Origin of the sequence: Streptomyces sp. NBC_01445, from assembly GCF_035918235.1 — a bacterium.
In the GTDB taxonomy this organism is placed as follows: domain Bacteria; phylum Actinomycetota; class Actinomycetes; order Streptomycetales; family Streptomycetaceae; genus Streptomyces.
Genome location: NZ_CP109485.1, coordinates 441,337 through 467,081 on the forward strand (window position 1 = coordinate 441,337; position 25,745 = coordinate 467,081).

The 25,745-nt window shown below is 69.2% G+C and carries 22 protein-coding genes and 3 pseudogenes; 15 read left to right on the plus strand and 10 right to left on the minus strand.

Annotation, left to right across the window (positions count from 1 at the left end; all coding sequences use genetic code 11):
- Positions 1–24 precede the first annotated feature (24 nt).
- Positions 25–569, minus strand: a pseudogene (locus OG574_RS02305) (transposase family protein).
- A gap of 118 nt (positions 570–687) precedes the next feature.
- Positions 688–1,380: a MarR family winged helix-turn-helix transcriptional regulator gene (locus OG574_RS02310; RefSeq protein WP_326771589.1), complete on the minus strand. Its 693-nt coding sequence runs from the start codon at positions 1,378–1,380 to the stop codon at positions 688–690.
- Between the two features lie 111 nt (positions 1,381–1,491).
- Here OG574_RS02310 and OG574_RS02315 point away from each other — a divergent pair, with 111 nt between their 5' ends.
- Both OG574_RS02315 and OG574_RS02320 read left to right on the plus strand, forming a co-directional pair.
- Positions 1,492–2,067 carry an NADPH-dependent FMN reductase gene (locus OG574_RS02315; protein WP_326771590.1) on the plus strand — a complete coding sequence of 192 codons (576 nt, stop codon included), beginning with the start codon at positions 1,492–1,494 and terminating at the stop codon, positions 2,065–2,067.
- A 585-nt stretch (positions 2,068–2,652) separates the two neighbouring features.
- The gene (locus OG574_RS02320) at positions 2,653–4,485 is read left to right on the plus strand and encodes a glycoside hydrolase family 15 protein (RefSeq protein WP_326771591.1); all 1,833 of its coding nucleotides are present in this window, start codon (positions 2,653–2,655) and stop codon (positions 4,483–4,485) included.
- A 739-nt stretch (positions 4,486–5,224) separates the two neighbouring features.
- On the opposite strand, the gene OG574_RS02325 is transcribed toward OG574_RS02320, so the two are convergent.
- Positions 5,225–5,659: a hypothetical protein gene (locus OG574_RS02325; RefSeq protein WP_326771592.1), complete on the minus strand. Its 435-nt coding sequence runs from the start codon at positions 5,657–5,659 to the stop codon at positions 5,225–5,227.
- 534 nt (positions 5,660–6,193) lie between these two features.
- Here OG574_RS02325 and OG574_RS02330 point away from each other — a divergent pair.
- A complete protein-coding gene (locus OG574_RS02330) occupies positions 6,194–6,364 on the plus strand; it encodes a hypothetical protein (RefSeq protein ID WP_326771593.1) in 171 nt (56 codons plus the stop codon).
- Here OG574_RS02330 and OG574_RS02335 read toward each other — a convergent pair.
- The gene (locus OG574_RS02335; protein WP_326771594.1) at positions 6,343–7,281 is read right to left on the minus strand and encodes a GlxA family transcriptional regulator; all 939 of its coding nucleotides are present in this window, start codon (positions 7,279–7,281) and stop codon (positions 6,343–6,345) included. The genes OG574_RS02330 and OG574_RS02335 overlap by 22 nt on opposite strands.
- A 210-nt stretch (positions 7,282–7,491) precedes the next feature.
- Between OG574_RS02335 and OG574_RS02340 the strand changes: the two genes are divergently transcribed.
- From OG574_RS02340 to OG574_RS02355, 4 genes are all read left to right on the plus strand, one after another.
- On the plus strand, positions 7,492–8,181 hold the full coding sequence (locus tag OG574_RS02340) for a DJ-1/PfpI family protein (protein ID WP_326771595.1): 690 nt from the start codon (positions 7,492–7,494) through the stop codon (positions 8,179–8,181).
- Between the two features lie 65 nt (positions 8,182–8,246).
- Positions 8,247–8,567 carry a hypothetical protein gene (locus OG574_RS02345; protein ID WP_326771596.1) on the plus strand — a complete coding sequence of 107 codons (321 nt, stop codon included), beginning with the start codon at positions 8,247–8,249 and terminating at the stop codon, positions 8,565–8,567.
- 2 nt (positions 8,568–8,569) lie between these two features.
- Complete coding sequence (locus tag OG574_RS02350) at positions 8,570–9,031, plus strand: hypothetical protein (protein ID WP_326771597.1); 462 nt, start codon at positions 8,570–8,572, stop codon at positions 9,029–9,031.
- Complete coding sequence (locus OG574_RS02355; RefSeq protein WP_326771598.1) at positions 9,028–9,324, plus strand: DUF3817 domain-containing protein; 297 nt, start codon at positions 9,028–9,030, stop codon at positions 9,322–9,324. The genes OG574_RS02350 and OG574_RS02355 overlap by 4 nt, the downstream gene beginning before the upstream one ends.
- A gap of 284 nt (positions 9,325–9,608) precedes the next feature.
- Here OG574_RS02355 and OG574_RS02360 read toward each other — a convergent pair whose 3' ends face one another.
- From OG574_RS02360 to OG574_RS02380, 5 genes are read right to left on the minus strand one after another with little or no spacing between them, the layout of a single operon-like run.
- Positions 9,609–11,996, minus strand: coding sequence for an Ig domain-containing protein (locus tag OG574_RS02360; RefSeq protein ID WP_326771599.1), 2,388 nt, complete (start codon positions 11,994–11,996; stop codon positions 9,609–9,611).
- A gap of 46 nt (positions 11,997–12,042) precedes the next feature.
- Positions 12,043–13,368 (minus strand): Gfo/Idh/MocA family protein, encoded by a 1,326-nt coding sequence (locus OG574_RS02365; RefSeq protein ID WP_326771600.1) that lies wholly within the window; start codon positions 13,366–13,368, stop codon positions 12,043–12,045.
- Positions 13,365–14,210: a carbohydrate ABC transporter permease gene (locus tag OG574_RS02370; protein ID WP_326771601.1), complete on the minus strand. Its 846-nt coding sequence runs from the start codon at positions 14,208–14,210 to the stop codon at positions 13,365–13,367. The genes OG574_RS02365 and OG574_RS02370 overlap by 4 nt, the downstream gene beginning before the upstream one ends.
- Positions 14,210–15,163 (minus strand): carbohydrate ABC transporter permease, encoded by a 954-nt coding sequence (locus OG574_RS02375; protein ID WP_326771602.1) that lies wholly within the window; start codon positions 15,161–15,163, stop codon positions 14,210–14,212. Before OG574_RS02375 ends, OG574_RS02370 begins: the two co-directional genes overlap by 1 nt.
- On the minus strand, positions 15,160–16,455 hold the full coding sequence (locus OG574_RS02380; protein ID WP_326771603.1) for an ABC transporter substrate-binding protein: 1,296 nt from the start codon (positions 16,453–16,455) through the stop codon (positions 15,160–15,162). The genes OG574_RS02375 and OG574_RS02380 overlap by 4 nt, the downstream gene beginning before the upstream one ends.
- Positions 16,456–16,658: 203 nt before the next feature.
- Between OG574_RS02380 and OG574_RS02385 the strand changes: the two genes are divergently transcribed.
- A complete protein-coding gene (locus OG574_RS02385; protein WP_326771604.1) occupies positions 16,659–17,729 on the plus strand; it encodes an ROK family transcriptional regulator in 1,071 nt (356 codons plus the stop codon).
- A 73-nt stretch (positions 17,730–17,802) separates the two neighbouring features.
- On the opposite strand, the pseudogene OG574_RS02390 reads toward OG574_RS02385, so the two are convergent.
- A pseudogene (locus OG574_RS02390) lies at positions 17,803–18,933 on the minus strand (RNA-guided endonuclease InsQ/TnpB family protein).
- A 47-nt stretch (positions 18,934–18,980) separates the two neighbouring features.
- Between OG574_RS02390 and tnpA the strand changes: the two are divergent.
- The 7 genes and pseudogenes from tnpA to OG574_RS02425 all read left to right on the plus strand — a co-directional run bounded on the left by tnpA (position 18,981) and on the right by OG574_RS02425 (position 25,741).
- Positions 18,981–19,413 (plus strand): annotated as a pseudogene (gene tnpA / locus OG574_RS02395) (IS200/IS605 family transposase).
- A gap of 596 nt (positions 19,414–20,009) precedes the next feature.
- Positions 20,010–21,149 carry a PQQ-dependent sugar dehydrogenase gene (locus OG574_RS02400; protein WP_326771605.1) on the plus strand — a complete coding sequence of 380 codons (1,140 nt, stop codon included), beginning with the start codon at positions 20,010–20,012 and terminating at the stop codon, positions 21,147–21,149.
- 512 nt (positions 21,150–21,661) lie between these two features.
- On the plus strand, positions 21,662–22,261 hold the full coding sequence (locus OG574_RS02405; protein WP_326771606.1) for a hypothetical protein: 600 nt from the start codon (positions 21,662–21,664) through the stop codon (positions 22,259–22,261).
- Between the two features lie 146 nt (positions 22,262–22,407).
- Positions 22,408–22,977 (plus strand): DUF5987 family protein, encoded by a 570-nt coding sequence (locus tag OG574_RS02410; RefSeq protein WP_398380889.1) that lies wholly within the window; start codon positions 22,408–22,410, stop codon positions 22,975–22,977.
- Complete coding sequence (locus OG574_RS02415; RefSeq protein WP_326771608.1) at positions 22,974–24,569, plus strand: GMC family oxidoreductase; 1,596 nt, start codon at positions 22,974–22,976, stop codon at positions 24,567–24,569. The genes OG574_RS02410 and OG574_RS02415 overlap by 4 nt, the downstream gene beginning before the upstream one ends.
- A gap of 12 nt (positions 24,570–24,581) precedes the next feature.
- On the plus strand, positions 24,582–25,520 hold the full coding sequence (locus OG574_RS02420; protein ID WP_326771609.1) for a hypothetical protein: 939 nt from the start codon (positions 24,582–24,584) through the stop codon (positions 25,518–25,520).
- Positions 25,521–25,576: 56 nt separating this feature from the next.
- Complete coding sequence (locus OG574_RS02425; RefSeq protein WP_326771610.1) at positions 25,577–25,741, plus strand: hypothetical protein; 165 nt, start codon at positions 25,577–25,579, stop codon at positions 25,739–25,741.
- Positions 25,742–25,745: the final 4 nt, after the last annotated feature.

A 25,745-nucleotide genomic window follows, 5' to 3' on the forward strand; every position in this document is an offset into this window, starting at 1 on the left:
GAAGGCACTGAGCCGTTTCCAACCTCACGTCGAGGCGTGGTGAAGTACGACGACGGCTCTGACGATGTCGGTGATCCGGTTCGTGCTGCAGCGGAGCTTCCGCAGCAGTCGCCAACCTTTGAGGGTGGCCATGACCTGTTCACCGACGCAGCAGCTTTTGGCGTGAGGAGGGTTGTGGCGTCACTTCCACCGCTTGAGCTTGCGGCCTCGGAACGACACCCGAACGTCGCGGCGCCGACGCCCTGATACGCCTTGTCCGCCCAGCAGTTCAGACCCGTGTCGGCAAGGGCGTCGAAGATCCTGTGGGTGCGTGCGGCGGCGGGCCGAGGGCGGCCAGGGACGTCCTCGCGTGTGTAACGGTAGACGGTCGCGATGCCGATGCGGAACCCGGCAGCGAGCTGACGGCAGGTGTCGCCGTATCGCAGATGGGCCAGGGCGAGCAGGGCCTGCCGGCCCGTTGGGAGCCGCCGCCGGCGTGTGCCGATCTCGCGATGCCTGGTACCAAGTTGCGCGGTCAGAAGCCGAAGGGTGTGGCTGGACAGGTCGATCGACGACGGGTGGACAAGCACGCGAAGCTCCTGGCGGACACGGGAATTCCTGGTCGAGAACCCCTCTACCAGGAGCTCCGTCGTTCCGTGCAGACGCGGGCCGCCAACGCCCCAACCCCGCCCTCAGGTTGGAACAGGCTCAGTACTTTCCCGGCGTGCACAGGGTATTTTCCTTGCCCACGTCCATGCCCCAGTCGGAGGCAGAGACGCCTCCGACGAAGTGCGTGGCCATGCCAGTTGAGCCGTCCTGTGACCGGCCGGCCTGTCGGGTCGTCGCCCGGCGCGCGCCGGTGGGTACGCGGTCGAGCCAGGACCCGAGTTCGGCGATGTCGCAGGAGTCGGATCTGACGTCGCAGGGGGCAGCGGCCAAGTCCACGCTCCGGACACCGCAGGCGACCCGGCTGAGCAGGGTCTGGAAGGTTTGGCGCTCATCCTCATCGAGCGCCTCAAGAAGCTGGTCTTCGGCTTCCCGCACCTGCCGTTGCAGGTCCTGGAGGGTGTTGACGCCCCGGGCCGTGGCGACGATCTTGCGCTGGCGCCGATCGGCGGGGTCGAGCCGGCGCTCGACGAAGCCGGCCGTGACGAGGTCGTCGATCAGGTGGGTCATCAGCGTGCGGTCGATCGCCAGGTACGTGGCCAGGGCGAGCTGATTTTGCTGGTCACCTCGGGCGACGACGGCGAGCGTCTGGTAGGCGCGGGCACCCTTCGGGACGTCATCCAGGGCCGATGCGACGACGGTCCGGTACGCGCGCATCAGAACGAGGAGGGAGAGACAGAAGTCCCCTGCGACGTCGACACCGCCGACCGGCGTGGCCGGTGTCTCGGTGCTCATCACAGGAATGACACCGGCCTACTCATTGTTGGACAGATCATCTGCGCTGCATGCGATCTATCAGACAACGCACCTTCGCGACGAAGTGCCGCAGATGAGAAGGCAAACGTCATGCTCAAGATCGGCATCATCCTCGGCAGCACCCGCCCGAACCGCAACGGCGAACAGGTGGCGAAGTGGGTGCTCGACATCGCCTCGCGCCGCGACGACGCCACCTTTGAGCTCATCGACCTCCGCGACCACCCCTTGCCGCACTTCGACGAGCCTCTGTCGCCGATGTTCGGTCAGTACCAGCACGAGCACACCAAGCAATGGGCGGCCAAGATCGCGTCGTTCGACGGGTTCGTCATCGTGACACCGGAGTACAACCACGGGATCCCCGGCGTGCTCAAGAACGCCATCGACTTCCTCTACGCCGAGTGGAACAACAAGGCGGTCGGCTTCGTGTCCTACGGCGGGGTCGGCGGGGTGCGGGCCGTCGAGCACCTGCGTCTCGTCGTCGCCGAGCTCCAGATGGCTGACGTACGCCAGCAGGTCGCACTGTCGATGATCACCGAATTCGAGAATTTCAGCGTCTTCAAGCCGGGCGCCCACAACCTGCCCGCCCTGAACACGATGCTCGACCAGGTCATCGCCTGGAGCACCGCGCTCGCACCGCTGCGCACGGCCGCGGCCGTCGCCGCCTGAGCTGCCCGCCTGGCCCTGTTGACCCATCCAGCTTCAGATCCCGCCGACCGGCGGTTGGCGGGATCTCGAAGGCGCCATTCGATCCCCGCCGCCCCCACACCACACCTTTGACCAGCTCAACCAACTGGGCCGAGAAGCAGCCCTGGGGATATTCGTCGCTGAATCTCATCAGGGCCACGGCTTCTCGGTCAGGCCGCCACGCTCCGGTGTCCAGACGCAGCCTCTGTCCCCCTACGGTCGGCAGCTGATCGTCGATGGAGACCTGCCGCTCCCCGCGTCCCGATTTCGGTACGCCTGTCAGCCGGCGAGGAAGGCCCTGAGGAAGGTCCTGTCTTAGCCATGGCCACGGGCGAGGCGGATGGCGACGTCGACGAAAACCCTGTGCGCCCCGACCTGGATGATCAAAGGCGTCAACTACCCCGAGCGCGTCCACCACCACCGAGCCGGTCGGCACCGCAGTCGACGAAGCCCTGAACCGTCAATGCGCACGCCTCCAAGGATCAGCAGCAAACTCCACAAAAGCCGCTTAGCATGAAAGATAAGGCTTTATCTCCAGGCCCGCGCCGCAGCGGCAGGGAGGCCGTCATGGCGTTCGACACGACTGGTTTCGAGCAGGCCGACAGCCGCTACATTCCGATCCCCGAACACGGTCTGATCGGCGATCTTCGAACGACCGCCCTGGTCGGCACGAACGGCACCATCGACTGGTACTGCTGCCCGCGCTTCGATGCGCCCAGCGTCTTCGGATCCATCCTCGATGCCGACCGCGGCGGGTCGTTCGAGTTGGCCGCCGAGGTCCCGACCCGCACCAGGCAGTTCTACTTCCCCGACACGAACGTGCTGATCACCCGGTTCTTCGCCGCGGACGGGGTGGCGGAGATACAGGACTTCATGCCCGTGATCGACGAGTCGCGCGAGGCAGCCCGACACCGGCTGATCCGGCGGGTGATCTGCGTCCGCGGAACTCTCCCCTTCAAGGCGCGGATCGCCCCCCGCTTCGGCTACGGCGCCGAAGCGCACACCACGCACCTCGAAGGCCACACGGCGGTGTTCCGCTCCCCGTCACTGACGCTGGCGCTGACCGCCACCGCACCCCTGGAAAGCGACGGCCTGGACGTGTGGTCGCACTTCAAACTCCTTGAGGGCGAGTCCAACGTGTTCGCCCTCGACCAGATCGGCGACGACGTCCCCGCCCGGTCGTGCCCGCGCGCCGAGGCGCAGGAGCAGGCGGAGGCAACCGTCCGGTTCTGGCGCCGCTGGCTGGCCGGTTCGCGCTACCACGGGCGGTGGCGGGAGACGGTGAACCGCTCCGCGCTGGTGCTGAAGCTGCTCACCTACGCACCGACCGGGGCGATCGTCGCCGCACCGACCACCAGCCTGCCCGAGCAGATCGGCGGCGAGCGCAACTGGGACTACCGCTATGTCTGGGTCCGCGACGCCGCCTTCTGCGTCTACGCGATGCTGCGCCTGGGGTTCACCTCGGAGGCCGAGGCGTTCATGGGGTTCATCTCCGAGCGGGGCATCCTGCGGGGCACGGGGGAGGGCGGTCCGTTGCAGATCATGTACGGCATCGACGGGCGCAGCGAGCTGCCCGAGTACGAGCTGCCGCACCTGGAGGGCTACCTCGGCTCCGCACCGGTCCGGGTGGGCAACGCCGCCACCGGCCAGCTCCAGCTGGACATCTACGGTGCGCTGATCGACTCGATCTATCTCTACGACAAGTGGGGACAGCCGATCAGCAGCGACCACTGGGACGAGGTCGGTGCCGTGGTGGACTGGCTCTGCGACCACTGGGACCAGCCCGACGAGGGAATCTGGGAGACCCGCGCGGGCCGGCGGAACTTCGTGTACTCGCGACTGATGTGCTGGGTGGCACTGGAGCGCGCGATACGCATGGCGAACCGCCGGGGACTGCCGGCGGACCTGACCCGCTGGCGGAAGTCCCGGGACGCGATCTACCGGCAGATCATGCAGCGCGGCTGGTCGGCCGAGCGAGAGGCGTTCGTCCAGGGGCTGGACGGCCACGTGCTGGACGCCTCGCTGCTGATGATGCCGATGGCGAAGTTCATCGCGCCCACCGACCCCAAGTGGCTCTCCACCCTGGACGCCCTCACGGCAGACCTGGTCTCCGACTCCCTGGTCCACCGCTACGACTCGGCCGCCAGCCCCGACGGCCTGCACGGCCCCGAGGGCACCTTCTCGATCTGCTCCTTCTGGTACGTCGAGGCACTGACCCGCGCAGGCCGGCTGGAGGAGGCCAGGCTTGCCTTCGAGAAGATGCTCACCTACGCCAACCACCTCGGTCTGTTCGCCGAGGAGATCGGCCCGACCGGAGAGCAACTCGGCAACTTCCCCCAGGCCTTCACCCACCTCTCGCTGATCAGCGCCGCCTTCAACCTCGACCGCGCACTCGGCTGACGCGGCACCGCCGCCGAACGCAGCGCCCGACGCGGGAGTTGTTCCGCCGTTACGGCCGTCTGCGCGTCATCTCGGCCGCCGCTGTGCACCCACCCGAGCCTGATCGGCAGAACCTGCCCCGTCCCCTGCACCCATCGGCGCCGTCAGCCAATGAGGAACTGGCTGCCGCACTGGCCACCGCGGAACTCTCGGCCTCAAGACCCGAACCAATGTGTCGCTCTCCCCCAGTCCTCACGTGGCGACGGGTCACCGACGGCCGGCTCTTGGCCAGAGTGAGTGAGAAGGCGCTCGCAGAATCTGGTGTTGAGCACTCCAGCTGGCCAACTGTGCCACCTGGAAGGCCGACGCCGGAGCACCCAGCCGCAACAACACCGCCCCCCCAGCAGCACGCGGTGGCCACAGCGTGCTGCCAGCCATGGGACCACCAACTCGCCGGCCACCGTGGCCAGTATCAGCGCACCGTTGCCCAGGCCCGCCTTGTCGCTGTCCCCGCCCGGCTGCCGCCGTTGCCGCTCCTCGGAGTGTGGATGCCCGGGAGCGCGGAACGACGACCGCTCACGGACCTTTCGCGATCCTGATGGAAGGTGCCTGGCTCGCAATGCTGAGGGGGCGGGCCCACCGGCGGAATCTGTCTACCTGCGGGTCGCAGCTTCGCGCCTGCGAGGATCCCGCGTTGATGGCGTCGGCCTTCCGTGGAACCCGTCATGGGCGCGAGCGTCAGTGATCATCCGCGGCTGGGCTACAGGTCCTTGCAGATCCGGCGGGCCTCGTCCAGCTCCTTCTTCACCTTCGCGTCAAAGTCGAAGACTCGTGCGTGGCGGTCCTGGGAGCGGCGGATGGCCTGCGCAAGCGGCTTGTATTTGGCGTCCCCCGCGGCGGCGGAGGCGGAGAGGGCTCCCGCTGCGGCATAGCGGTTGACAGCGATGTCGCCGTCCGGTCCCTTCGCCACGTACTTCGACTCGTCGAATCCGTCGAGTGCCTGGCAGGCCGCGCGGACGTCGCCTGCCGGGGCGGATCCCGCGGCCGTGGCGCTGCTGCTGTCGTCGCCGAGTGACCAAGCCACTCCTACTCCCCCGCCGCCGAGCACGAGCCCCAGCAGCAGCGAGACACCCACAGTTGTCGTACGGCTTCGGGACGCCGAGGATGCTATGGGAGTGGTTGCCTGGGCAGGCACGGCGTGAGGCTGCTGTGATTCCATCCGGCCAAAGGTAGTGCGAAGGCCCGTCGGGATCGTCAGCGGGCCGGTGTGCTTGTTCCGCTGCAGGCTGACTCGGTCCTAGGCGGTGCTGGCGTGCACCGGCTGGTGATGGGTTCGATGAGTTCACAAGTTTCGATGCGTTCACACGTACTGCCGTATCAGGGTGACCTGGATGAGCGCCTCGCAGCGGCAGGCGAGCTTGGCGTCCATGTCGCGCCGCCCTGGTCTGCTTCAACAGCCAGATCCGGCACCCGACGCGGCGGCGGGCGCCTTGTAACGCTCCCGGCCGAAGCCCGATGGGCGTCCGCCGGTGGAACTGCGTGCAGCCGGTCCCCGGTCTGGTCGCCCTCTTCCAGATGGTGCGGATCCGGCGGCGCCGCGGGCGTAAAGGACATGTTCGGGGATGAATCCCAACAGACGGGAATCCGGGGCGAGTCGGGAATGAAGGCGCAGCGGCTGCGTGTTGACCAGCGCCCTCCCACTCTCGCACCCCTGGAAGAAGGCAGGCCCATGGTCTCCTCGCCGGCCACGATGCGCGCCGTCCGGCTCTCCGCCCCCGGCACCGTGGACAACCTGCGGCTGACAACGATCCCGCTTCCGCCCGAAAGGGATGGCTGGGTGCTGTACCGCCAACCACACCGGCCCACCACGATCTTCAATCAGCTGAACGTGCGCCGGTAGGCGTGAGGGCTGACTCCGGTGGTGCGCTTGAAGCGGTCGCGGAAGGCGGTGGGTGAGCCGAAGCCGACCTGGGTGCCGATGCGTTCGACGGAGTGGCGTGTGGTCTCGAGGAGGTGCTGGGCCTGACGGATGCGGGCGCGGTGGAGCCACTGGAGCGGCGTGGTGCCGGTCTGTTCCCGGAAGCGGCGGATCAGGGTCCGGGTGCTCGTTCCGGCATGGGCTGCGATGTCGGCGAGCGTGAGGTCGGCGCCCAGATTGTCCTGCAGCCAGTTGAGCAGGGGTTCGAGGACGGAGCCCTGGGGGGTGGGCGCGCGGTCGTGGACGATGAACTGTGCTTGTCCGCCCTCGCGTTCCAGAGGCATGACGGACAGCCGGGCGGCGTCGGCGGCGACGGCCGAGCCGTAGTCCTTGCGGATCATGTGCAGGCATAGGTCCAGGCCGGCGGCAGCGCCGGCGGAGGTGAGGATCTGGCCGTTGTCGACGTACAGGACATCCGGGTCGACCTCGATGTCCGGGTAGGTGGTAGCGAGGAGGTCGGCCGCGATCCAGTGGGTAGTGGCGTGAAGGCCGTCCAGGAGCCCGGTCGCGGCCAGCGGGAAGGTGCCCGAGCAGATGGAGGCGATACGCGTTCCGTCCTCGGCCGCCGCTCGCAACGCGTCGCGAACGGCGGGGGCGAGCGGCGCCGCGGGGGCGTCGGTGCCAGGCACGATGATCGTGTCCGCGCCCTTGAGCCCCTCCAGCCCCCAAGGCGCGCGCAGAGTGAAAGCACCCGCATCGATCTCCGGCGTCTCCGCGCACACACGGATCTGGTAGCCGGGACGGCCGTCCGGGAGACGGGTGCGGGTGAAGACCTCGATCGGGGTGGACAGGTCGAACGGGATCACCCGGTCCAGTGCCAGGACAGCGACAGTGTGCATGGCCAGAAGATACCGCTCCTCCAGGTGCACGGCCTTGGCCCGGGCACCCTGCTATTCATTCTTTCACCAGCTCAGCGGCCTCTTCACCGGTGTTGGCGTTATTCCGTTGAAAGGTGTCACTAATGCCACTGGGGCAGGAATCGGCAGCCGAATAGCGTCGGGAGCGAGCCCGGTGCCGACCGGGCCTGTCGCACTCCGAAGGAACCCTTCATGCACGCCCAGATCGTCCTGTTCGACGGCTTCGATCCACTCGATGCCGTCGGCCCCTATGAAGTGCTGTACGCCGGCGGCACCGCCTCCGGCGGTGCGGTGAGCGTGGAGCTGGTTTCCGCCGAAGGCCCGCGTGAGGTGGTCAGCGGCACCGGGGGCCTGGTGCTGCGTGCCACCGCCGCCCTCGACCCCACACGCGCGGGCCTGATTCTCGTCCCCGGCGCCTCGGGCCGCGTGGGGGAACCCGGCGAAGTCCCTGACCATGACGCGGGGGCCGGGGAGTGGCAGCAGGACGAATTCATCCCCGTGCTACTGGGCCGCACCCTGACCACCGAGCTGCCTGCGCTGCTGAAGGCGGCGATGGACAATCCGGAGGTGACGGTCGGCGCGGTGTGCGGCGGCTCGCTCGTCCTGGCCATGGCAGACCTGCTGGAGGGCCGCCATGCGACCACCCACGACTTGGGCCTGGACATGCTCGATGCCACCGGCGCCCACGCGGTGAGCGCCCGCGTCGTCGATGACGGCGACCTCGTCACCGGCGCCGGTGTCACCTCCGGCCTCGACCTGGGCCTGTACCTGCTGGAGCGCGAGGTGGGACCCCAGATCGCCCACGCCGTCGAGGAGTTGTTCGCTCATGAACGCCGCGGCACCGTCTGGCGTCATCACGGCCCGGCGCCCGCCGGCCTCTGACCACACACCGCACCTGCACTCGTATCACCTCTGCTCACATCGCACCGTGAGGAAGCAACAAGAGCATGTCCGTTGAAGGCACGTGGGACCTGTCCGTCTCCACCCCCATCGGCAAGATCAAGGCCGTCGTCGAACTACTGCGCCAGGACGGTGTCCTGTCCGGGGCCGCCCATGGGACGGGAGAGGAAGTCCCACTCAGCGATATCGCCCTCGACGGCGACCGGCTCACCTGGAAACAGACCGTCACCAAGCCCCTGCGCCTGAACCTTGCCTTCGCCGTGACGATCAGTGGCGACACGTTGACCGGCACCTCCAAGGCCGGACGCCTCCCGGCATCGAAGGTCACCGGCCGGCGCCGTGCCGTCCGAGCGGCGACGGAACACTGACCATGACGAAACTCCTCCTCTCCCTGCACGTCCTGGCCGCCGTGCTGGCCATCGGTCCAGTCACCGTCGCCGCGAGCATGTTCCCCAGAGCACTGCGCCGCATCGACGCCGACCCGGGTGACCACGAGGCGATCCTGACCCTGCGGATGCTGCACCGGATCTGCCGCGCCTACGCGGCCGTCGGCATCGCGGTTCCCGTCTTCGGGTTCGCCACGGCCGGCAGCCTCGGCGTCCTCGGCAGTGGGTGGCTGATCGCCTCGATCCTGCTGACCGCCGCGGCCGCCGCCACCCTGGCGCTGCTGATCCTTCCCGCCCAGGACAACGCTCTCGCTGTCGCGCAGACGCCCGGTCCCGGCTCCCGATCCGCCGGCCGCCTCGCCATGCTCACCGGCGTCTTCAACCTGCTGTGGGCAGCGGTCACCGTCCTGATGATCGTCCGTCCCGGCTCCACCACAGGAGCATGACCGTGCGCTATCGCCCCTTGCGCATCGCCGCACATGTCGAACTCATCTCACTGGTCATCATGTTGGCCAACCTCGCCACCGCGCACCTCAAACCCATCTCCTCCTTGATGGGCCCCACCCACGGCTGCGCCTACCTGTTCGTCGTGATCGCGACCTGGCGCCTCAACCCGGCCACAGCCACGGCCACCACCAAGGCCACTGCCGCCATTCCCGGCATCGGCGGTCTCCTCGCGCTGCGTCAGCTCTCACCCGGCACCATGGATCAACACAGCCGGGACGCCGTTCAGACCTGACGTGCTTGACCTCGGCTCCTATCTCGTACCTAGAGCTCCGTGCCGGCCGGCGACGGCACCGAGAGGCAACAAGGGAGACAAGAAGGGGGCTGTGGTCAGGTCACGAGGGCACGGCGGTGTGCGCTTCGCGGACGATGCGACCAGCAGTTTGGTCGGGGGCGGGGGCCGCGATGTCGAACCACCGGCCGAATCGCCGAAATGGAATGGCGCGCGACCCCTGCTCCCCTTCCCCGTCCGCTGTGCCCACCGAGGTCAGAGCCTCACCCCGCGCACCGCGCGCTCGTTCACCGCCCGACGGTCAGCCGGTACGTCCGGGAAGCGTCCGCGAGGCCCGCCGTGCTGCGTGCCGTGATCGTGAAGCGGTCTGTGCCCGGGGCGGTGGGCGTGCCCGTGATGCCTCCGGTGTCCTGGTTGAGGTGCAGGCCGTCGGGCAGGGCGCCCGCAGATATCTCGTAGCGGACCGTCGCAGGGGTGTTGGTGGTGACGCGAGCCCCGTAGAGACGGTTGTGCTTTGCGGTGGGCAGGGCGTCGGCGGACAGGGCGGGGGTGGGGGTGAGGACGCTTTCGGGCGTGCCGATCGGGGTGCCGTCCGCATCGGTCTGCTGGAGGGACCACTCCTTGCCGGGTGTGACGAGGTCGAGGTGCCAGTTCGTCGTCAGGTCCCGCAGCCGGGCCCGCTGTGCGTCGGTGAACGCGCCGAGGTTGCGGGCCGCTTCCCACTGCTTGATGGCGTCGAGGATGCGCAGGGCCTGGTCGCCGCCCGCGCCCAGGTCGGCGATGCTGCCCTGGAAGCCGACGCCTGCGTTCAGGCCCGCGGCGCGCGCCAGCTTGCCCTCGATGCTGACGAGCGTCTCGGACGACTTGAGGCTGATCCAGCCCAGCATCCCGGGAAGGAAGTTGGCGCGGTAGAAGTCGTTGTTGACGAGGACCTGGTTCCAGGAGGTGACGCCTACCTCGCCCCAGCTGGCCCGGGTCAGCGCGTCCCAGGTGTTGGACGACATCCGGCTGGTCTCGGTGATGAATCCGTCCTTGCGCTGGTTCTTCCTGTAGGTGCCGTTGATGAGGCGCGCCATACCGTAGGTGCCCCAGCCCGACTCTCCCGCCGACTCCACGCCGTCGTAGGAGTTGGCGCGGATGCCCGTGGTGTTCCAGGCGGTGGCGAGGCGGTCGGCGATCTCGTCGATGATGCCGATGCCGCCGATGGGGCTGTTGTAGCTGTTGAGCAGGACGCGCGCGGCGGTGGCGCCGTCGGCGTGGGCGACGGCGGTCGAGCCCCACTGGGCGCGCTTGATGCCCGTCAGCTCCCACGCGTCACCGGCCTGGGTGGCGGACGTGTACTGCACGAACTCGTCGCCGATGCGCAGCATTTGGCCGTACGGGCCGCTGCCGAGGAGCGCGCCGGCGTCGAGGGTGAGGGTGGTGTCCGTCGCGGTGAGCGGGCGGGTGAGCCGGGCGCGGCCGCCGAGCGCGAGGCGTGGGTCGGCGGGGGCGTTGACGTAGGCGTCGTTGGTGGAGATGAAGTCGGAGATGGTGTGCACGCCCAGGTGGACGCCGTCGGCCTCGGCGGCGCGCACGGCGGCCGCGGCGCCGCTGTCGTCGCCGCCGAGCGAGGAGTCGAACTGGTAGTGGCCGGTGGTCTGCCAGGGGCCGACGGCGTTGGGCAGGGAGTAGACGCAGCCGACGCCCGCGGCCTGCGCGAGACGGGCCGCGTCCGGGACGTTCGCGCTCTTGAGGTCGTGGAACACGAGGAAGGACTCGCTGCTGGCCTGGGCCGTCTTCTGCCACTGGCCGTTCTGCGTGGGGTACGGCAGTCCTTCGCCGGCGGCGACGGCCGACAGCACGGTCGGGGTGAGGTCGGGTGCGGCGCCGAACAGGGCGATGCGCGAGCCGGTCACGCGCCCCTGGCCGCCGGGCAGCGGGCCGACGGGGATGCGGTATCCGGCGCGGGTCCCGCGCGGGCGCTCCTTGGTGTAATCGAAGGTGAACGCGCGCAGCACGGAGCCCCATGGGGTGCGCCCGGCCACGCTCCACTCCTCGTGCGGGGCGACCTGGAGGTCGGAGGGGTTGTCGGCGACCTCGCTCTCCCAGCCGAGGTCCTGGTACTCCTGCGGCCAGGCGCCCTCGGTGCGGTCGGTGAGCGGACGCAGCCCGAGCGCGAACGTGTCGTCGCGTACGACGCCGACGCACTCGCCGACCGTCTGCGTCACGTTCGTCGCGAACGGGCCCCACAGCAGCGTCTGTACGTCCGCACCGCGGGGGCCCTGGACCCGTACGGCTTCGAGCGTGGTGTAGGTGCTCTTCGCCCGCACCTCCACGTCGACGGTCACTCCCGCGGTGTCGTGGGTGAACCGAAGCAGTGAGTGGCTGACGCGGGCGACGCGGGTCGGCCGAACCTGCTTCCCGTCGACGACGAGGCTGACGAGCGAGGCCGATCTCCCGTCGGCGGCGTACTCGTGGCCGGTGCGGGTGTCGAGCAGGGACACGACGGTGCCTGCCGCGTCGAGGCCGACAGCGAGGTGTCCTGCGGTGAGGGTGAGCGTGCCCTTGGTGTGCTGCGGCACGGCCTCAGCGGACTGTCCGGCGGCGCCGGCGGGTGCGGTCGTGGTGACGCCGATACCCAGCGCCAGTGCGCCGACGCCGAGGATCGATCTGCGGGACGGGTACGTGCTCATGGCTCTCTCCTTCTTCCACGGTGGTCACAGGTCGGGGTGGCACGGGCTACAGGTGCACGACCTGTCCCGTGCGCCGCGCGTGTTCCGCGGCGAAGACGATGCGGTGGGTGTCGCGGCTCTCCTGGGCCCCGGTCAGGAGCAGTTCGGGGCGCCCTTCGTGCAGGGCCCGCAGGAACGCGGACATCAGCCCTTCGTCGCCGCCGCCGTGGCCCTCGGCGGCCGATGAGGCGCCGTTGTCCGTGTCGACTACGGTGCGTTCGTCGGTGGCGAAGTCGTAGATCTCGATGGTCCGGCCGTCACCGGTGAGCTGGCCGCGCGTACCGAAGATCTTGGTGTGGCGGTTCTCCTGCGGGGTGAACGCGGTCAGCGTGAACGCGGCGGTGATCCCGCCCTCGTACTCCAGGTTCACCACCTGGTGGTCGACGACGTCGTTGTCGCTGCGGTACACGCAGCGTCCGTACGGTCCGGTGCGCAGGGCCTGGTCGACCGCTTCCTCGGTCAGTTCCTCGGCGGCGATCCGGGTGAAGTACTGCTTGACGCCGCCCTCGCGCAGCCCCACCTGGTACAGCCTCTGTGCCGCATAGGGGCAACTGCGCTGTGCCAGTGGGCAGTCGAGGCAGCGCTCGGTCGAGCCGGCGGGCGCGTTCTCCGGCCGGAAGTGGCGCAGCGAACCGAATGAGGAGACGGCGCGCACAGGCCGTCCGACGATGTGGCTGAGCCAGTCGATGTCGTGGCAGGACTTGGACAGCAGCGCGAACGTCGACTCATCCGTGCGGCGCCAGTTGCCGCGGACGAAGGAGTGGGCGTAGTGCCAGTAGCCGATGGGTTCCAGGTGCTGGACGGAGACGATGTCGCCGATGCGTCCCGCGTCCAGGAACTCCTTGAGGCGGCGCGTGTACGGCGCGTACCGCATCACGTGGCAGACGGTCAGCGAGACCCCGCCCTGTTGCGCTGCGGCGGCGATCGCGTCGACGTCCTCGGCGCTGAGCGCCATCGGCTTCTCGAGCAGCAGGTCGTAGCCGAGCGCCGCGAACGCCTGGGCGGCTTCAAGGTGTTGGGCGTCCTGTACGGCGACGACTACGGCGTCGGCGAGCCGTGGCCGGGCGGCCAGTTCGCGCCAGTCGGCGAACCGGGCGTCGTCCGGGACGCCGTGACGCAGGGCCAGTGCGGTACGGCGCGCGGTTCGCGGTTCCGCGATCGCCGTGATGCGCACGGGTGTCTCCGCGCGCTCGGCGAGCTCCAGATATCCGGCGCCGCGTGCCCCGGCCCCGGCGACGGCGAGGGTCAGCGGGCGGTCGAGGGTGCGGCCGTGATGGGCGTGCAGATTGACGAACGGGGTGGTGTGGGTGCGCAGTTGGGTCACGTAGGTCATCCCTTGACGGCTCCTCCGGTGAGGCCCTTGACGAAGTGCCTCTGGAGAGCGAGGTAGAAGATCAGGACGGGCAGCGCGGCAAGGAACATCAGGCCGAAGACCTGGCCGTAGTCGGCCTGGTGCTCGCCGATGGCGCGGTAGACGCCGACGGTGACGGTGGTGCCGCCGGCCGGGCCGAGGATGATCAGCGGGTTGAGGAAGTCGTTCCAGATCCACACGCCGAGGAAGATCAGCACGCTGGCGGTGGCCGGCCGCAGCAGCGGGAAGACGACCTGCCAGAACGTGCGCCACCGGCCGGCGCCGTCGAGCTGCGCGGACTCCTCCAGTTCGAGCGGTACGGTGCGGATGAAGCCGGAGAAGACGAAGACGCCGAAGGGCACGTAGTAGCCGACGTTGAACGCGACGATCCCCTGAAGGGTCGTCATCATCCCGGTCAGGCGGAGTACTTCGGTGACCGGGACGAGGATCACCTGCGGCGGGATCATCAGGCCCGCGAGCAGCACGAGCAGGGTCAGGCGCGCGAGGCGGCTGCGTGAGCGGCAGAGGTAGTGGCCGAGCAGCGCGGACACGACGGTGAGGACGACGATCGAGAAGAGAGTGATCGTCACGGAGTTGATCAGGCCGTTCCAGAACAGCCGGTCGGGCCGGTCCAGGGCGGCACGGAGGTTGTCGAGGGTGGGAGGCCATGGCAGGGACGCCGGATGCCCGGCGATGTCCTTGCCCGGTTTGAAGACATTGGTGAGGACCAGATAGAGGGGCAGGAAGAACGCGGCGGTGACGACGAGGGCGGCCACGGGTCGGACCCACGGTGCCTTTGTTGTACGGGAGTTGACTGCGGGCATCACAAGTCGACCTCTCGGCGCTGCAGGAATCGCAGGGCGACACTGGAGACGGCGGCGACGATCACCAGCATCAGCAGGGCCATGGCGGACGCCTCGCCCGTGCGGTTGGCGGTGAACCCGGTCCGGACCACGCTGAAGGCGAGCGTGGCGGTGGTGCCGGTGCCCGGCCCGCCGGCGGTGAGGACCTGGATGTGGTCGTACGCCTTGAAGCCGGTGATCAGCAGCATGACGGTGTTGATGGTCAGCGCGGGCGCCAGCATCGGCCACGTGACCTTGCGGAACCGCAGCCACGGCCCCGCGCCGTCGAGCTGCGCCGCCTCGCGCAGTTCGGCGGGCACGCCCTGCAGTCCGGCCAGATAGACGACGGCGCAGAAGCCGAGCATCTGCCAGCTGATGATGAACCCGACGGAGTACAGGGCGAGATCGGGGTCGGACAGCCAGCCCGGCGGCGAGGAGACCCCCGCCGAGCGCAGCAGGGTGTTGACGAGCCCGTCGTCGGTGAGCATCGCCTGCCACACAACGGAGACGACCACCGACGACAGGACGACCGGGACGAAGAACACACCGCGCAGCGCGTGGTAGAGGCGGCCGCGCCGGTCGAGCAGGACGGCGACCGCGAGGCCCGCGACATTGGGCACGATCACGATGACCAGCGAGAGGATCGTCGTGACCTTGAGAGCCGTCAGAAAGGTCTCGTCGGTGAGGAGTTCGGTGTAGTTGTCGAGGCCGACGAAGCGGGTGTGCGGGGCGAACTGGTTGGCGTTGGTGAAGCTGTAGCCCACGCTGAGCGCGATCGGGGCGACCACGAAGCAGGCGTAGAAGAGCAGCCCCGGAGCGCCGAAGCCGAGGAAGTGCCGCACCGCGGGCCACGGACTGCGGCGCGCGGGCGAGGCGGCGCGGTCCGCGCGGCGGGACCCCACCGCGGTGGCACGGTCGTCGGTGAGCGTGCTCATTCGGTGTCGGCCTTCGCCCACGCCTCGTCCAGGGCCTTGGTGACCTGGTCGGCATTCTTGCGGCCCGCGATGATGTCCTGCGCGAAGGCGTACGACTGGTCGACGGTGCCGGGCAGCATCGCGTCGTCGCCCGTCTCCACGAGGAAGGCGTTGACGACGCCGTCCGCCGCGACCGCGCTGTCGTAGACCTCGGCCGTGGCCCGGTAGACGGGGCCCATGCCCCGCGGCGGCGTATAGCCCTTCTCAGCGATGATGGCGCCGTCGGACTTCACCACCGCGTCGAGGTTCTGGCGGTCCTCGTTGAAGGCGAGCGCGAACTTCTTGGCCAGGTCGACGTGCGCGGACTTCGCACTGACCGACATGCCGCCGCCGGTGTAGGAGGGGAGCACGGTCGAACCGTCCTCGGTCGGGAACGGGAAGACACCGATGTCGTCCTTGACCGGGCTCTTGTCGGCGGCGGTGGCGAACCAGCCGCCCATCGGGTACATCGCACCCTTGCCGGCCAGGAACGCCTTCTCGGTCGCCGCGTAGTCGCGGGAGAGGCCGGACTTGTCGACGTACTCCTTGTCGACCAGACCGACGAACTTCCCAGTGGCGTTCTTGAACAGCGGATCGGTGAACTTGACCTTGCCCGCCCGGCGTTGGGCCAGCCAGTCCGGTCTCTTCCCGTACACGTCGGTGCCGACGAGCGCGGTCCACAGGTACGAGGCCGCGAAGGAGTCCTTGCCGCCCCCGCCCACGACGAACGGATCGACGCCCGCCTTCTTCAGCGTGGCGGAGTCCTCCAGCAGCTCCCGGTACGTCTTCGGAGGCGCATCGATACCGGCTGTGCGGAATATGGACTTGCGGTAGTAGACGAGCGGCGTCGGCTGGGTGTTGTACGGGAGCTGGTAGATCTTGCCGCCGATGGGGTTGGAGCGCGGGAAGGTGAACGACTTCAACTCCGCGTCGGTGAACGGCGCGAGCTGCCCCGACTCGGCGAACCCCGACGGCGACACCGCGATCATCACGTCCGGGAACTGACCCGAGCCAAGCAGCTGCTTGGCGTACCCGGTGCGGTCGGCGCTGGGCGCGACGAGCTTCTTGATCCGCACCCCCGGCACCTTCTTCTCCGCGCGGGCGATGGCCGCGTCCCAGTACTTCGCGTCCAGGTTCGGCGTCTCGAAGGTCAGAAAGGTCAAGGTGGCCTTGCCGTCCCCGTCGTCGGCGGACGTCGTGCCGGCCGGGCTGCACGCACCGGCGACAAGGCCAAGAAGCAGCAGGGGCATGGTGGTTCGGGCGATACGGTGCACGGATCACGCTCGTTTCAGGCGGAGGTCGATGGCCGCGGCGGACGGGAACGCGCTGCCGCCCGTGCGGTTTTATTTCTGCTACCTTCTGAAATAAAGCGGCTCGATAGTCCACCCGGGCCGCCACCACGTCAAGGGGGTCGATTCACATCGCTGCCACATCGGGGGCCGATTCCTCACTGCTGCGCCGGTTCAACCAGGCCGCAGTGCTGCGTGCCCTGCACGCCGCCGCGGACACCGGGCTGACCCTCACCGAGCTGGTCAAGGCCACCGAAGTCGCCCGCGCCACCGTCGAGAACGCGCTTGCCGGTCTCGTCGAGCAGGGCCTGGCCGCGGAAGTCAACCCCGACCCCGACGCGCCCCGACGCCTGGGCCGCCCCGCCAAGCGCTACCGCTTCCGCGCCGAGTCCGGCTGCGTCCTCGGCCTCGACATAGGCGTCCACAAGGCGCTCGCGATCGTCTGCGACCTGGCCGGCACCGTGCTCGGGGTGCGCCGCACCGCCATGGGGCCCGAGCTGACCCCGGACCAACGCATCGCCACGGCACGGGCGTTGGGCCACCGGGCGCTGCGCGGCGCCGGGCAGCAGACCGACGCCGTACGGGCCGTGGGCGTCGGCACCACCGGGATCGTCGACACCGACCACACCGTCACGATCAGTGCCGTGCTGCCCGAGTGGCAGGGCACGAATCTCGCGTCCGCGTTCGAGACGACCTTCGGCGCGCCCGTCGTCGCCGGAAACGACTCCAAGCTGGCCGCGCTCGGCGAGCGCTGGCGCGGCGGCGCCACCGACGCCCGCGACGTCGTCTACATCCATGTGGGGCGCCGCATCTCGGCCGGCATCCTGCTCGACGGCACCGTCCTGCACGGCCGGCACGGCGCGGCCGGAGAGATCGGCGTCCTGCCCGGCTCCGGCTGGCACAACGCACACCGGCGGCTCCTGGACCGATGGGGCACGCCCGAGCGGCTCTTCGACGCGGCCCGCTGCGACGACCCCGCAGCGATCAAGGCCCTCGACGACTTCGCCGCCGACCTCGTCCAGGGCGTCGCCGCCGTGGTCCTCACCGTCGACCCGGAGGCGGTCGTCATCGGCGGCGGCCTCTCCCGTGCCGGCGAACTCCTCCTCGCTCCCCTGCGCGGCCGCCTCGCCGAGCTCTGCCTCTTCCCCGTGACCGTGGTCGCCTCCCAACTCAGCGACCAGGCAGTGGCCCACGGAGCGCTCCGGCTCGCCCTCGACGGAGTGGAGAACCGTCTGTTCAGCATCGAGCAGTCAACTTGACCCGGCCCTGAAGGGCCGGGCTTGGAGGTAGCGCCCAACTGGCTGCTGGGTGGGCTCCTCCGTCCAGACACCCTTATGGGGTGGCAGGGACGCGTGACTCACGCCCCGCAGTCCACACAGCCTCGCCCTTGCGGGCGATGTTGTAGGAAGCGTTCCGGTCTGCGTGGGCAACGACCCCGCAGTTGAGGCAGGTGAACAGGGCCTGGCTTGCCCGGTTCTTCTTGTCGATGTGGCCGCACTCGCAACACTGCTGCGACGTGTAGGCGGGATCGACGAAGACCACGGGGACGCCGGCCCTGCGGGCCTTGTAGACGATGAAGTCTGCGAGCTGGGCAAAGGCCCAGGAGTGGAGCGCGACCCGTTGGGGCTTGCGGAGCCGTACCCTCTGCCGGATTCCCCTGAGTTCTTCCAGGGAGATCCCGGCCGAGGTGCGTTCAGCCTCGGTCACGATCGTCTTGGCGATGATGTGGTTCTGGTTCTTCGCGTGGCGCTGTTCGCGCCGGTTGCGCTTCTTCAACAGCCGCTTGGCGGACTTGGTGGACTTGGCCTGGAGTTTCCTGCGCAGGTCGAGTTGCCGCTTGCGGTGGCGGTTCAGGCCGCGCCCGGCGGTCTTGTGGCCGGTGGATGTGGTGGCGATGTTGGCGATTCCCAGGTCCACGCCGATGAAGTGGTCGGGCTCGTACTGCTCAGCCTCGGGAACGTCACAGGTCGCGAGCAGGTAGAACACGCCGTCGCGTTCGATCAGGTCCGACTCGCCCTGCCGGTGGTCCCGGAGCGTCTTGAGTGCGTCAGGCGAGCAGGCAAAGCGGACGTTCTTGATGCGCCCAGCGGTTGTCCAGATGGACACGGTCTGCGCGTCGTACTGCCAGCTCAAACACCGGTCGTCATACGATTGCGCGGCCTCGGGCCGAAACGTGATCGGCTTGGACTCCGCCTTGCCGCGACGCTGAGAGCCTTCCTTGCCGAGATTCCCGGCACGGATGTTGGCCCTGAGCGTCGTGTAGGCGTCGCGGGTCTTCTTGATGATGTGCTGGGCGGCCTGCGCCCCCAGTCCCCGCGACCGCAGTTCACCGTAGGTGTGCTTGCGCAGCTCGTACTCACGCGGGACACCGTGCTAGAACGCCACCGCCGACACCCAGTTCGCGGCCTCGTTGACCGTGTGCAGCGTCACCGACAGCGCGGCGGCCTGCTCGGCCTCCGGCATCAACTTCACTTGCACGACGATCTTCACGCGGGCGATCGTATCGACCTATGTCACCACACTGGGAGCCAAACCCCAATATTCGTAAGGGTCCCACGGTCGCTACACCCTCCACGCCCACTTGGTCTTCACACCCAAGTACCGGCGCGGACCGTTCACCGACGAGATCCTTCGACGCTGCGAGGAAGTCATGCGCGCCGTCTGCGCGGACTTCGAAACAGAGTTGGTCGAGTTCAACGGCGAGACCGATCACGTGCACCTGCTGGTGCACTACCCGCCGAAGGTCTCCCTGTCCCGGCTGGTCGGCTCCCTCAAGGGCGTCTCCGGCCGCAGGCTCCGTCAGGAGTTTCCCGGGCATATCCGCACGTACCTGTGGGGTGGCCACTTCTGGTCGCCCTCGTACTTTGCCGCCTCGTGCGGGGACGCCACGCCCCGCTGTCGATCATCAAGGAGTACATCGAGAACCGGAAACGTCCCGGCTGAGGCCAACCGTGCGGACCCGTGGGAACCTGCAGGTCACAGCAGTCCAGAGAAGCGCTTCCTCCCGGGCGTGAACGCCGGGGTTCCGCGCTAGATCCTGCTGAAGCCACCTTCGGCAGCACGCACGGGGACGGTCCCTCAGGCCCGCCCGCGCGCCGCGTGATCGCGGCTGCGCTCGGAGAACAGCAGGTCGGCCGGGGCCGGTGGAAGAGCACTGCAGTTGGCCCGCCTGGCCAAGTGGCGCTCGGTTGCCTCAAGAAGGGACAAGGCCACAGGCGAGAACAGCATTGCGGGACGGCGGCTGCACGAGATGCAGGACTTCTACGACTTCATGCACTGGCTCGGAGCAGTGCTTCTACGCGTCTGCGCCTAGCACCCAAAAGCCCCAACCAGATTTCCCCGGTTGGGGATTTTCGGTGCTAGGCGCAGACAGGTGAGGCATTGGTCTAGGCCAGCCGCTCCTGTCCCAGTATCCTCGCCCGTAGCCAGTGGCACACAATCCCCCCACCCACGTTGCGTGCTGGCGCGGGCGACGCCCGCTCAACTCCGCCCAAAGCAGCCGGGTGAACTCCCCCCACTCGCCGCCTCTAGGAGTCACGGTGAAATTTCGCACCAGAAGCTCGGCGATCATCGGCACCATCTGCCTTGCCACTTCCCTCGCTTTCGCCACGGCGTACGCCGACGAGCCGGCCGCCCCGCCCCGGGCAGCGGCAGGTGTCGCGCTCACGGAAGTGGCCACGGCCCAGAATCCGACCGCAGGTGTCGCCGGGCCCGGCGGCACTGTCTGGATAGCCGAACGCGCGGGCACCGTACGGGTCTTGGACGACCGAGGGCTCGGTGAGCCCGTTCTCGACATATCCAGTGAGACGACCACCGACGGCGAACGCGGCCTGCTGGGCGTGGCGTTCGACAACGAGTTCGAGCACTTCTACATCTCGTACACGGATCTCAAGGGCACTAGCACCATCGACGAGTTCGCCGTGCAGTACGGCGCGATCCAGGCGGACTCCCGGCGTACGGTCCTCACCCAGACGCAGCCGTACGAGAACCACAACGGTGGCGACATCAAGTTCGGCCCCGACGGCTACCTCTACATCGCGTTCGGCGACGGCGGCTCGGGCGGTGACCCGCAAGGCAACGGGCAGAGGCTCGACACGCTGCTCGGCAAGCTCCTGCGGATCGACCCGAGCGGCGGCGAACCGTACGCGATCCCGGCGGACAACCCGTTCGTGGACGACCCGGCCGCGAAGGACGAGATCTGGTCGTACGGGCTGCGCAACCCGTGGCGGTTCTCCTTCGACTCGGGGACCGGCGACCTGCTGATCGGTGACGTCGGCCAGAGCGACTGGGAAGAGATCGACTGGGCCCCGGCGGACAGCGAGGGCGGCGAAAACTACGGCTGGGCCTCGATGGAGGGTACTCATCCCTTCCGGGGTGGCACGGAGCCCGCGAACCACGTGCCGCCGGTCCATGAGTACGACCGCAACGGGCTGGGCTGCTCGGTGACCGGTGGATACGTCTACCGCGGCGACGCGATCCCGGACCTTCAGGGGCAGTACCTGTACAGCGACTACTGCGACGGCACCGTGCGCGGTCTGACGATCGAGAACGGCGAGGTGACCGGCCAGAGCGACCTCGGAGTCAACGGCGGTGAGGTCGTCTCGTTCGTGGAGGACGGCGACGGGGAGCTGTACGTGCTCGCCCTTGGCGGCAGCATCTCCCGCATCGACCCGGCGTAACAGCTTCAGTCGGCTCGTAGGAGCGTAAGCCGCTCGCGACATCCCGTCCGATCGTCTCGATCGGGCGGGATGTCGTCGTTCCCGGGCTCACCGCGCCCCCGTCGCCGCCGACCTGCCGGACCACACACGCCAGGAGACGGCCACCACCAGTGACCACACGGCCTCAAAGACTTCGTCTGTGGCTTCTGCTACGGGATCCTGCTGCCGCTGTGGAACGTGGACGAAACTGGGCGCCAGGCACCCTCGCCCCGGCCCCGGCTGAGACACCGTGACCGCGGGTTGTCGCTGAGGTGCTGGAGCACCGTGATGTCGGCAATCTTGCTTCCCACGACGGTGGTCTTCACTGGGGAGGGGCCGAAGCAGGTCCGCTCTGCCACCCATGCCTCTCCAGCGACCGGGATCGCCTCCGTCCCATGTCTTGTGCCGACGGCGCGCAGCGATCAAGATACTGACCGCATGTGACCGCCGGTAACCGTCGCCCATCAGGGCTAGGACGTGAAGAAGGTCCTGCTGTGACCGTAGTTCGCCACACGCCGAACGCTCTCGGCGCCCTGTCCACAAACGTCCGCCTCACCGTCTTCGGCGCAGTGGTGGCGGCAGCCGCCGCCCTGCTCCCCGTCGCTTCCGCCTCGGCTGCAGAACCAGGCGTCGGCGGTTACACCGACCCCTCGTACGCCTCCGCGTGCACCTTCCACCGCTACGGCGAGGGCGAGACGCCGCCGCTCTCCCTGTTCGCCGCCGACCCGCTGTGCGTCGAGTACGCCAAGCGGGACATCACCGTGGCCAACGGCGGCGCGGCGCGCTTCCTGCTGGCCGAGCCGGCGCGCTTCGCGATCGCCGTACCGGCCTGCCGTTACTGGCAGTTGGACCATTGGAGCGTGCAGGCCGCCGCCGGCGGAACCGAACTGGTCGGCTGGGACGGCAGTTACTGGTTCGACAAGGCGGAAGGCAGCGCCGCAGCGAGGGTACGCAACATCACCGTCGCCGGGCAGCCCGCGCGGGCCGAGGACGCCGCGAAAGTGATACGGCCGTACGACGCCCGGCTCGCCGACGCGCTCGTGCGCGACGCCGCGGGTGTGACGGTGCGGCTGCCAGTGAGCGGGCTGTGTTGAGCGAACCGCCCGCACGTCCCGATCGGCGCCGGCTGCTCGTCGGGCTGACCGCTGCCGTCGCCGCCCTGCGGGCAGGGGAGCTGACCGCCGAGGCCGCGCCGTCGGCGCGGCCTGTGTCCGAGTCGGTCCCGGTGGCTCGGGCCGGGCTGCAGCCGGCTTCCCTCGCGCTGCCCGACCCGACGACCGCCACGCTGGAGGCGTTTGCGGACACCATGGTCCCGGGCGAGAAGCGGTACGGCGGTGACGTGGCGATCGCCGGGGCGGCCCCCGGTCCCGGCGCCGTACAGGCGGGGGCCATCGAGCTGCTCAACCTTCCCGATCTCGGCATCGGCGTACTGCTGCCCGAGCTGGCACTGCTCGTCAACACCCGCGCCCTCGCCTATGCGGCCACCCACGGCCGGTTCCTGCTGCCCACTCAACCTCCCTTCGTCGCCCTGCGGTTCACCGACCGCACCGCGCTCGCCGGAGAGCTGCTCACACCCGGCGCCCCGGACCGGCAGCTGTACGTGCTGCTCGCACTCTTCGCCGCGGCGGCCTTCGACACCGCAGCCCACCTGCACACCGCCGCAGCCATCCGGCAACGCCACCCGGGCCTGGCCTGGATCGGCTTCCCGGCGCCCGACGCCGACGGACTGTGGCGCTTCCCCGACTACTCGTACGGCAGAAGGCTCGCCTCCGAGCACCCGCTCACCACCCCCGGAGGGCACCCCGCATGAGCGTCACCGAACGCACCGACGTGCTGGTCATCGGCAGCGGCTTCGGGGGCGCCATCCCCGCCTACCATCTGGCCGCGGGTGGCGCCAAGGTGGTGATCCTCGAACGCGGACCGCACCTCACCGCCCCCGACTTCACCCATGACCTGCGCCTGGGCAGCTATACCCGGATCGTCGACCTCGTGCAGGGCGACGGCATCACCGTCGTCGCCGGGAACTGCGTCGGCGGGTCCAGCGTGGTCTACTTCGCCGCTTCGCTGCGGGCTCCGGGCTTCGTCTTCGACCGCCGCGGCAGTCTGGGCCACCGCCTGTGGCCTTCGACCCTGACGCGCGCGGCACTCGACCCGTGGTACGACCGGGTCGAGGAGGCTCTGCCCGTCGCCGAGCAGAGCTGGGACCAAGTCCCCTACCCTGGAGGCTTGTTCGCTGCAGCGTGTGCCCGTGCGGGCCGCACCTGCAACCCTGTGCCCGTCGCCGTCGACCTGGCCCGCTGCACCAACTGCAACTGGATGCTGAACGGCTGCCACTTCGACGCCAAGCGCTCCATGCTGCTGAACTACCTCCCCGCAGCGACCGCGCACGGCGCCGAGATCCGCCCACTCCACGAGGCACAGACGATCGCGCCCGCCACCACACCCGGTTACCGCTACCGCGTCTCGTACACGCAGCTCGACGCCGGCGACTACCGGCTGCCGGCCGGCGTGGGGGCGATCGAGGCCAAGACCGTGGTGCTGGCCGCGGGCGCTCTGGCCACCCCCGTGCTGCTGCAGCGCTCGGCTCCCCTGCTCGGCGGTATCCCGCAGGCCGTCGGGCGCTACTTCTCGGGCAACGGCGACCGCGTGTCCATCGCCGACGTCGACGAAGGCAAGGTGCGCGACCTGCTCGGTCTCGAGCGCGCCCAGGGCATCCCGTACCAGGGCTTCCCCATCGGGAAGCCCATCGGCTCCATGTCGTACGACCGGCTCGACCCGGCAACGGCGGAGTTCACCCGTTTCTCCCTTCAGCAGATCTACTTCCCCGGCATCACCGACCTGCTGGCCCAGGCCACCGACACCCCGGCGACGAGCTGGTTCGGCGTCCGGAAGAAGGAGATGCGGGCACGCTGGCCCTCGTGGCTCTCCGTGCTCGCCATGACCGAGGACGACAACGAGGGCGTCTTCGGCCCGCCGCCGCCCACCGGAAGCTCGACGCGCGTGGCCACATCGCTCTGCCTGTCCACCCTCTCGTACCGGCCGACAGCGAACACCCTGCGTGGCTGGGCCGCCGCGGATGCCGAGGCCCGCGCGGTGCTGGAGCGCGACGGTCTAGCGCGGGTGCGGCCCTGGAGCGAGAACGCCGCCGGGTCCGTGAGCGCGCACCCCCTCGCCTCCTGCCGGATGGGTGACGATCCGGCCACCTCGGCGCTCGACGAACGCGGCGAACTGCGAGGCCATCCCGGCCTGTTCGTCACCGACGGCTCGGCAGTACCGACCTCGCTCTGTGTCAACCCCTCACTGACGATCGCGGCACTGGCCGAACGGGCCTGTCCCGGCATCGTGGAGAGCACCGCCGAGGCGGGCGTCCGCGCACGATACGGGGCCCCCGCGCCCCGGTGAAAGGAATCCCTCGTGAGCTCGCTCTACCCGCCGCGGATGACCGGTCGTCCAGGGCGGCTCGAAGTCTGGTACGCGACGCTGACCGATCCCCGGACCGGGACCGGCGTGTGGATCCACCACGAAGTGGTGACGCCCAAGCACGGCGGCCCGGCCCGGGCGCATGGCTGGATATCCGTTTTCCCGCCGGACGGGCCGCCGGTCACCGAGCAGTTCGGGGTCCCGGACTCCCCGCCGCCCCAGGGCGAGGCGTACTTCGAGGTGCCGGGGGTACGGGCAACGCCCCGGCTGCTGGAGGGCACCGCGGGCGCGATCACCTGGCGCCTGTCGGTCACCGGGGGCGGCGATCCCCTCTACACCTTTCCGCGCTGGTCCTGGGAGCGTGAACTGCTGCCCGCCGCCCAGATCCTGCCTGCCCCCGATGCCATCTTCGAGGGGGAACTCGTCGTCGGGGAGCGGCGGTTCACCCTCTCCGGCGCCGTGGGAGGCATCGCCCGGATCGCCGGTCACGGCAATGCCCAGCGATGGGCGTGGCTCCATGCGGGCCTGGGCGGCGGGGACGTACTGGAAGTGGTGGCCGCTGTCGCCCGCCGTCCTACGATGCGGTGGCTGCCACCTCTGCCCATGCTTCAACTGCGGATCGGTGGCACCGACTGGCCGCGCGACCCGTTGCTGACCGCGCCACTGCTGCGCGCACGGATCGGGCTGCCCGACTGGTCGGTCGCAGGCGGCACCGCGCGGCGCAGGGTACGGATCGATGTGACCCAGGACCCGGCCGACTGTGTGTCGCTCTCCTACACCGACCCCGACGGAGCGACCGCCACGTGCACCAACACGGAGCGCGCCACCGTCGACGTGATCGTCGAACGCCGCACCGGGCTGCACCGCTTCGAGGTGGAACACCGCTGGCATCTGGATCGCACGGGTCACGCGGAGGTGGGAACGCGCCCGTGAGGGGTGTACTCACGGCCTGCGGCGGTCCTGCTGCGCTCCTGGGAAGGGGAATACCGGTGAATGCCGGCGTGGGGCACCCGTCCAAGGGCGGCAAGGCCTGTTGCTACTGGCGCTCGGACGCCGACGGCATCGCCACCTGGGACCCGACCAGCAAGGAAGGGAGGATGCCCCCGTCGCCGGCCTGCGGCGACGGGGGCATCCTCCTACGGCCTCCGATCTGACCGG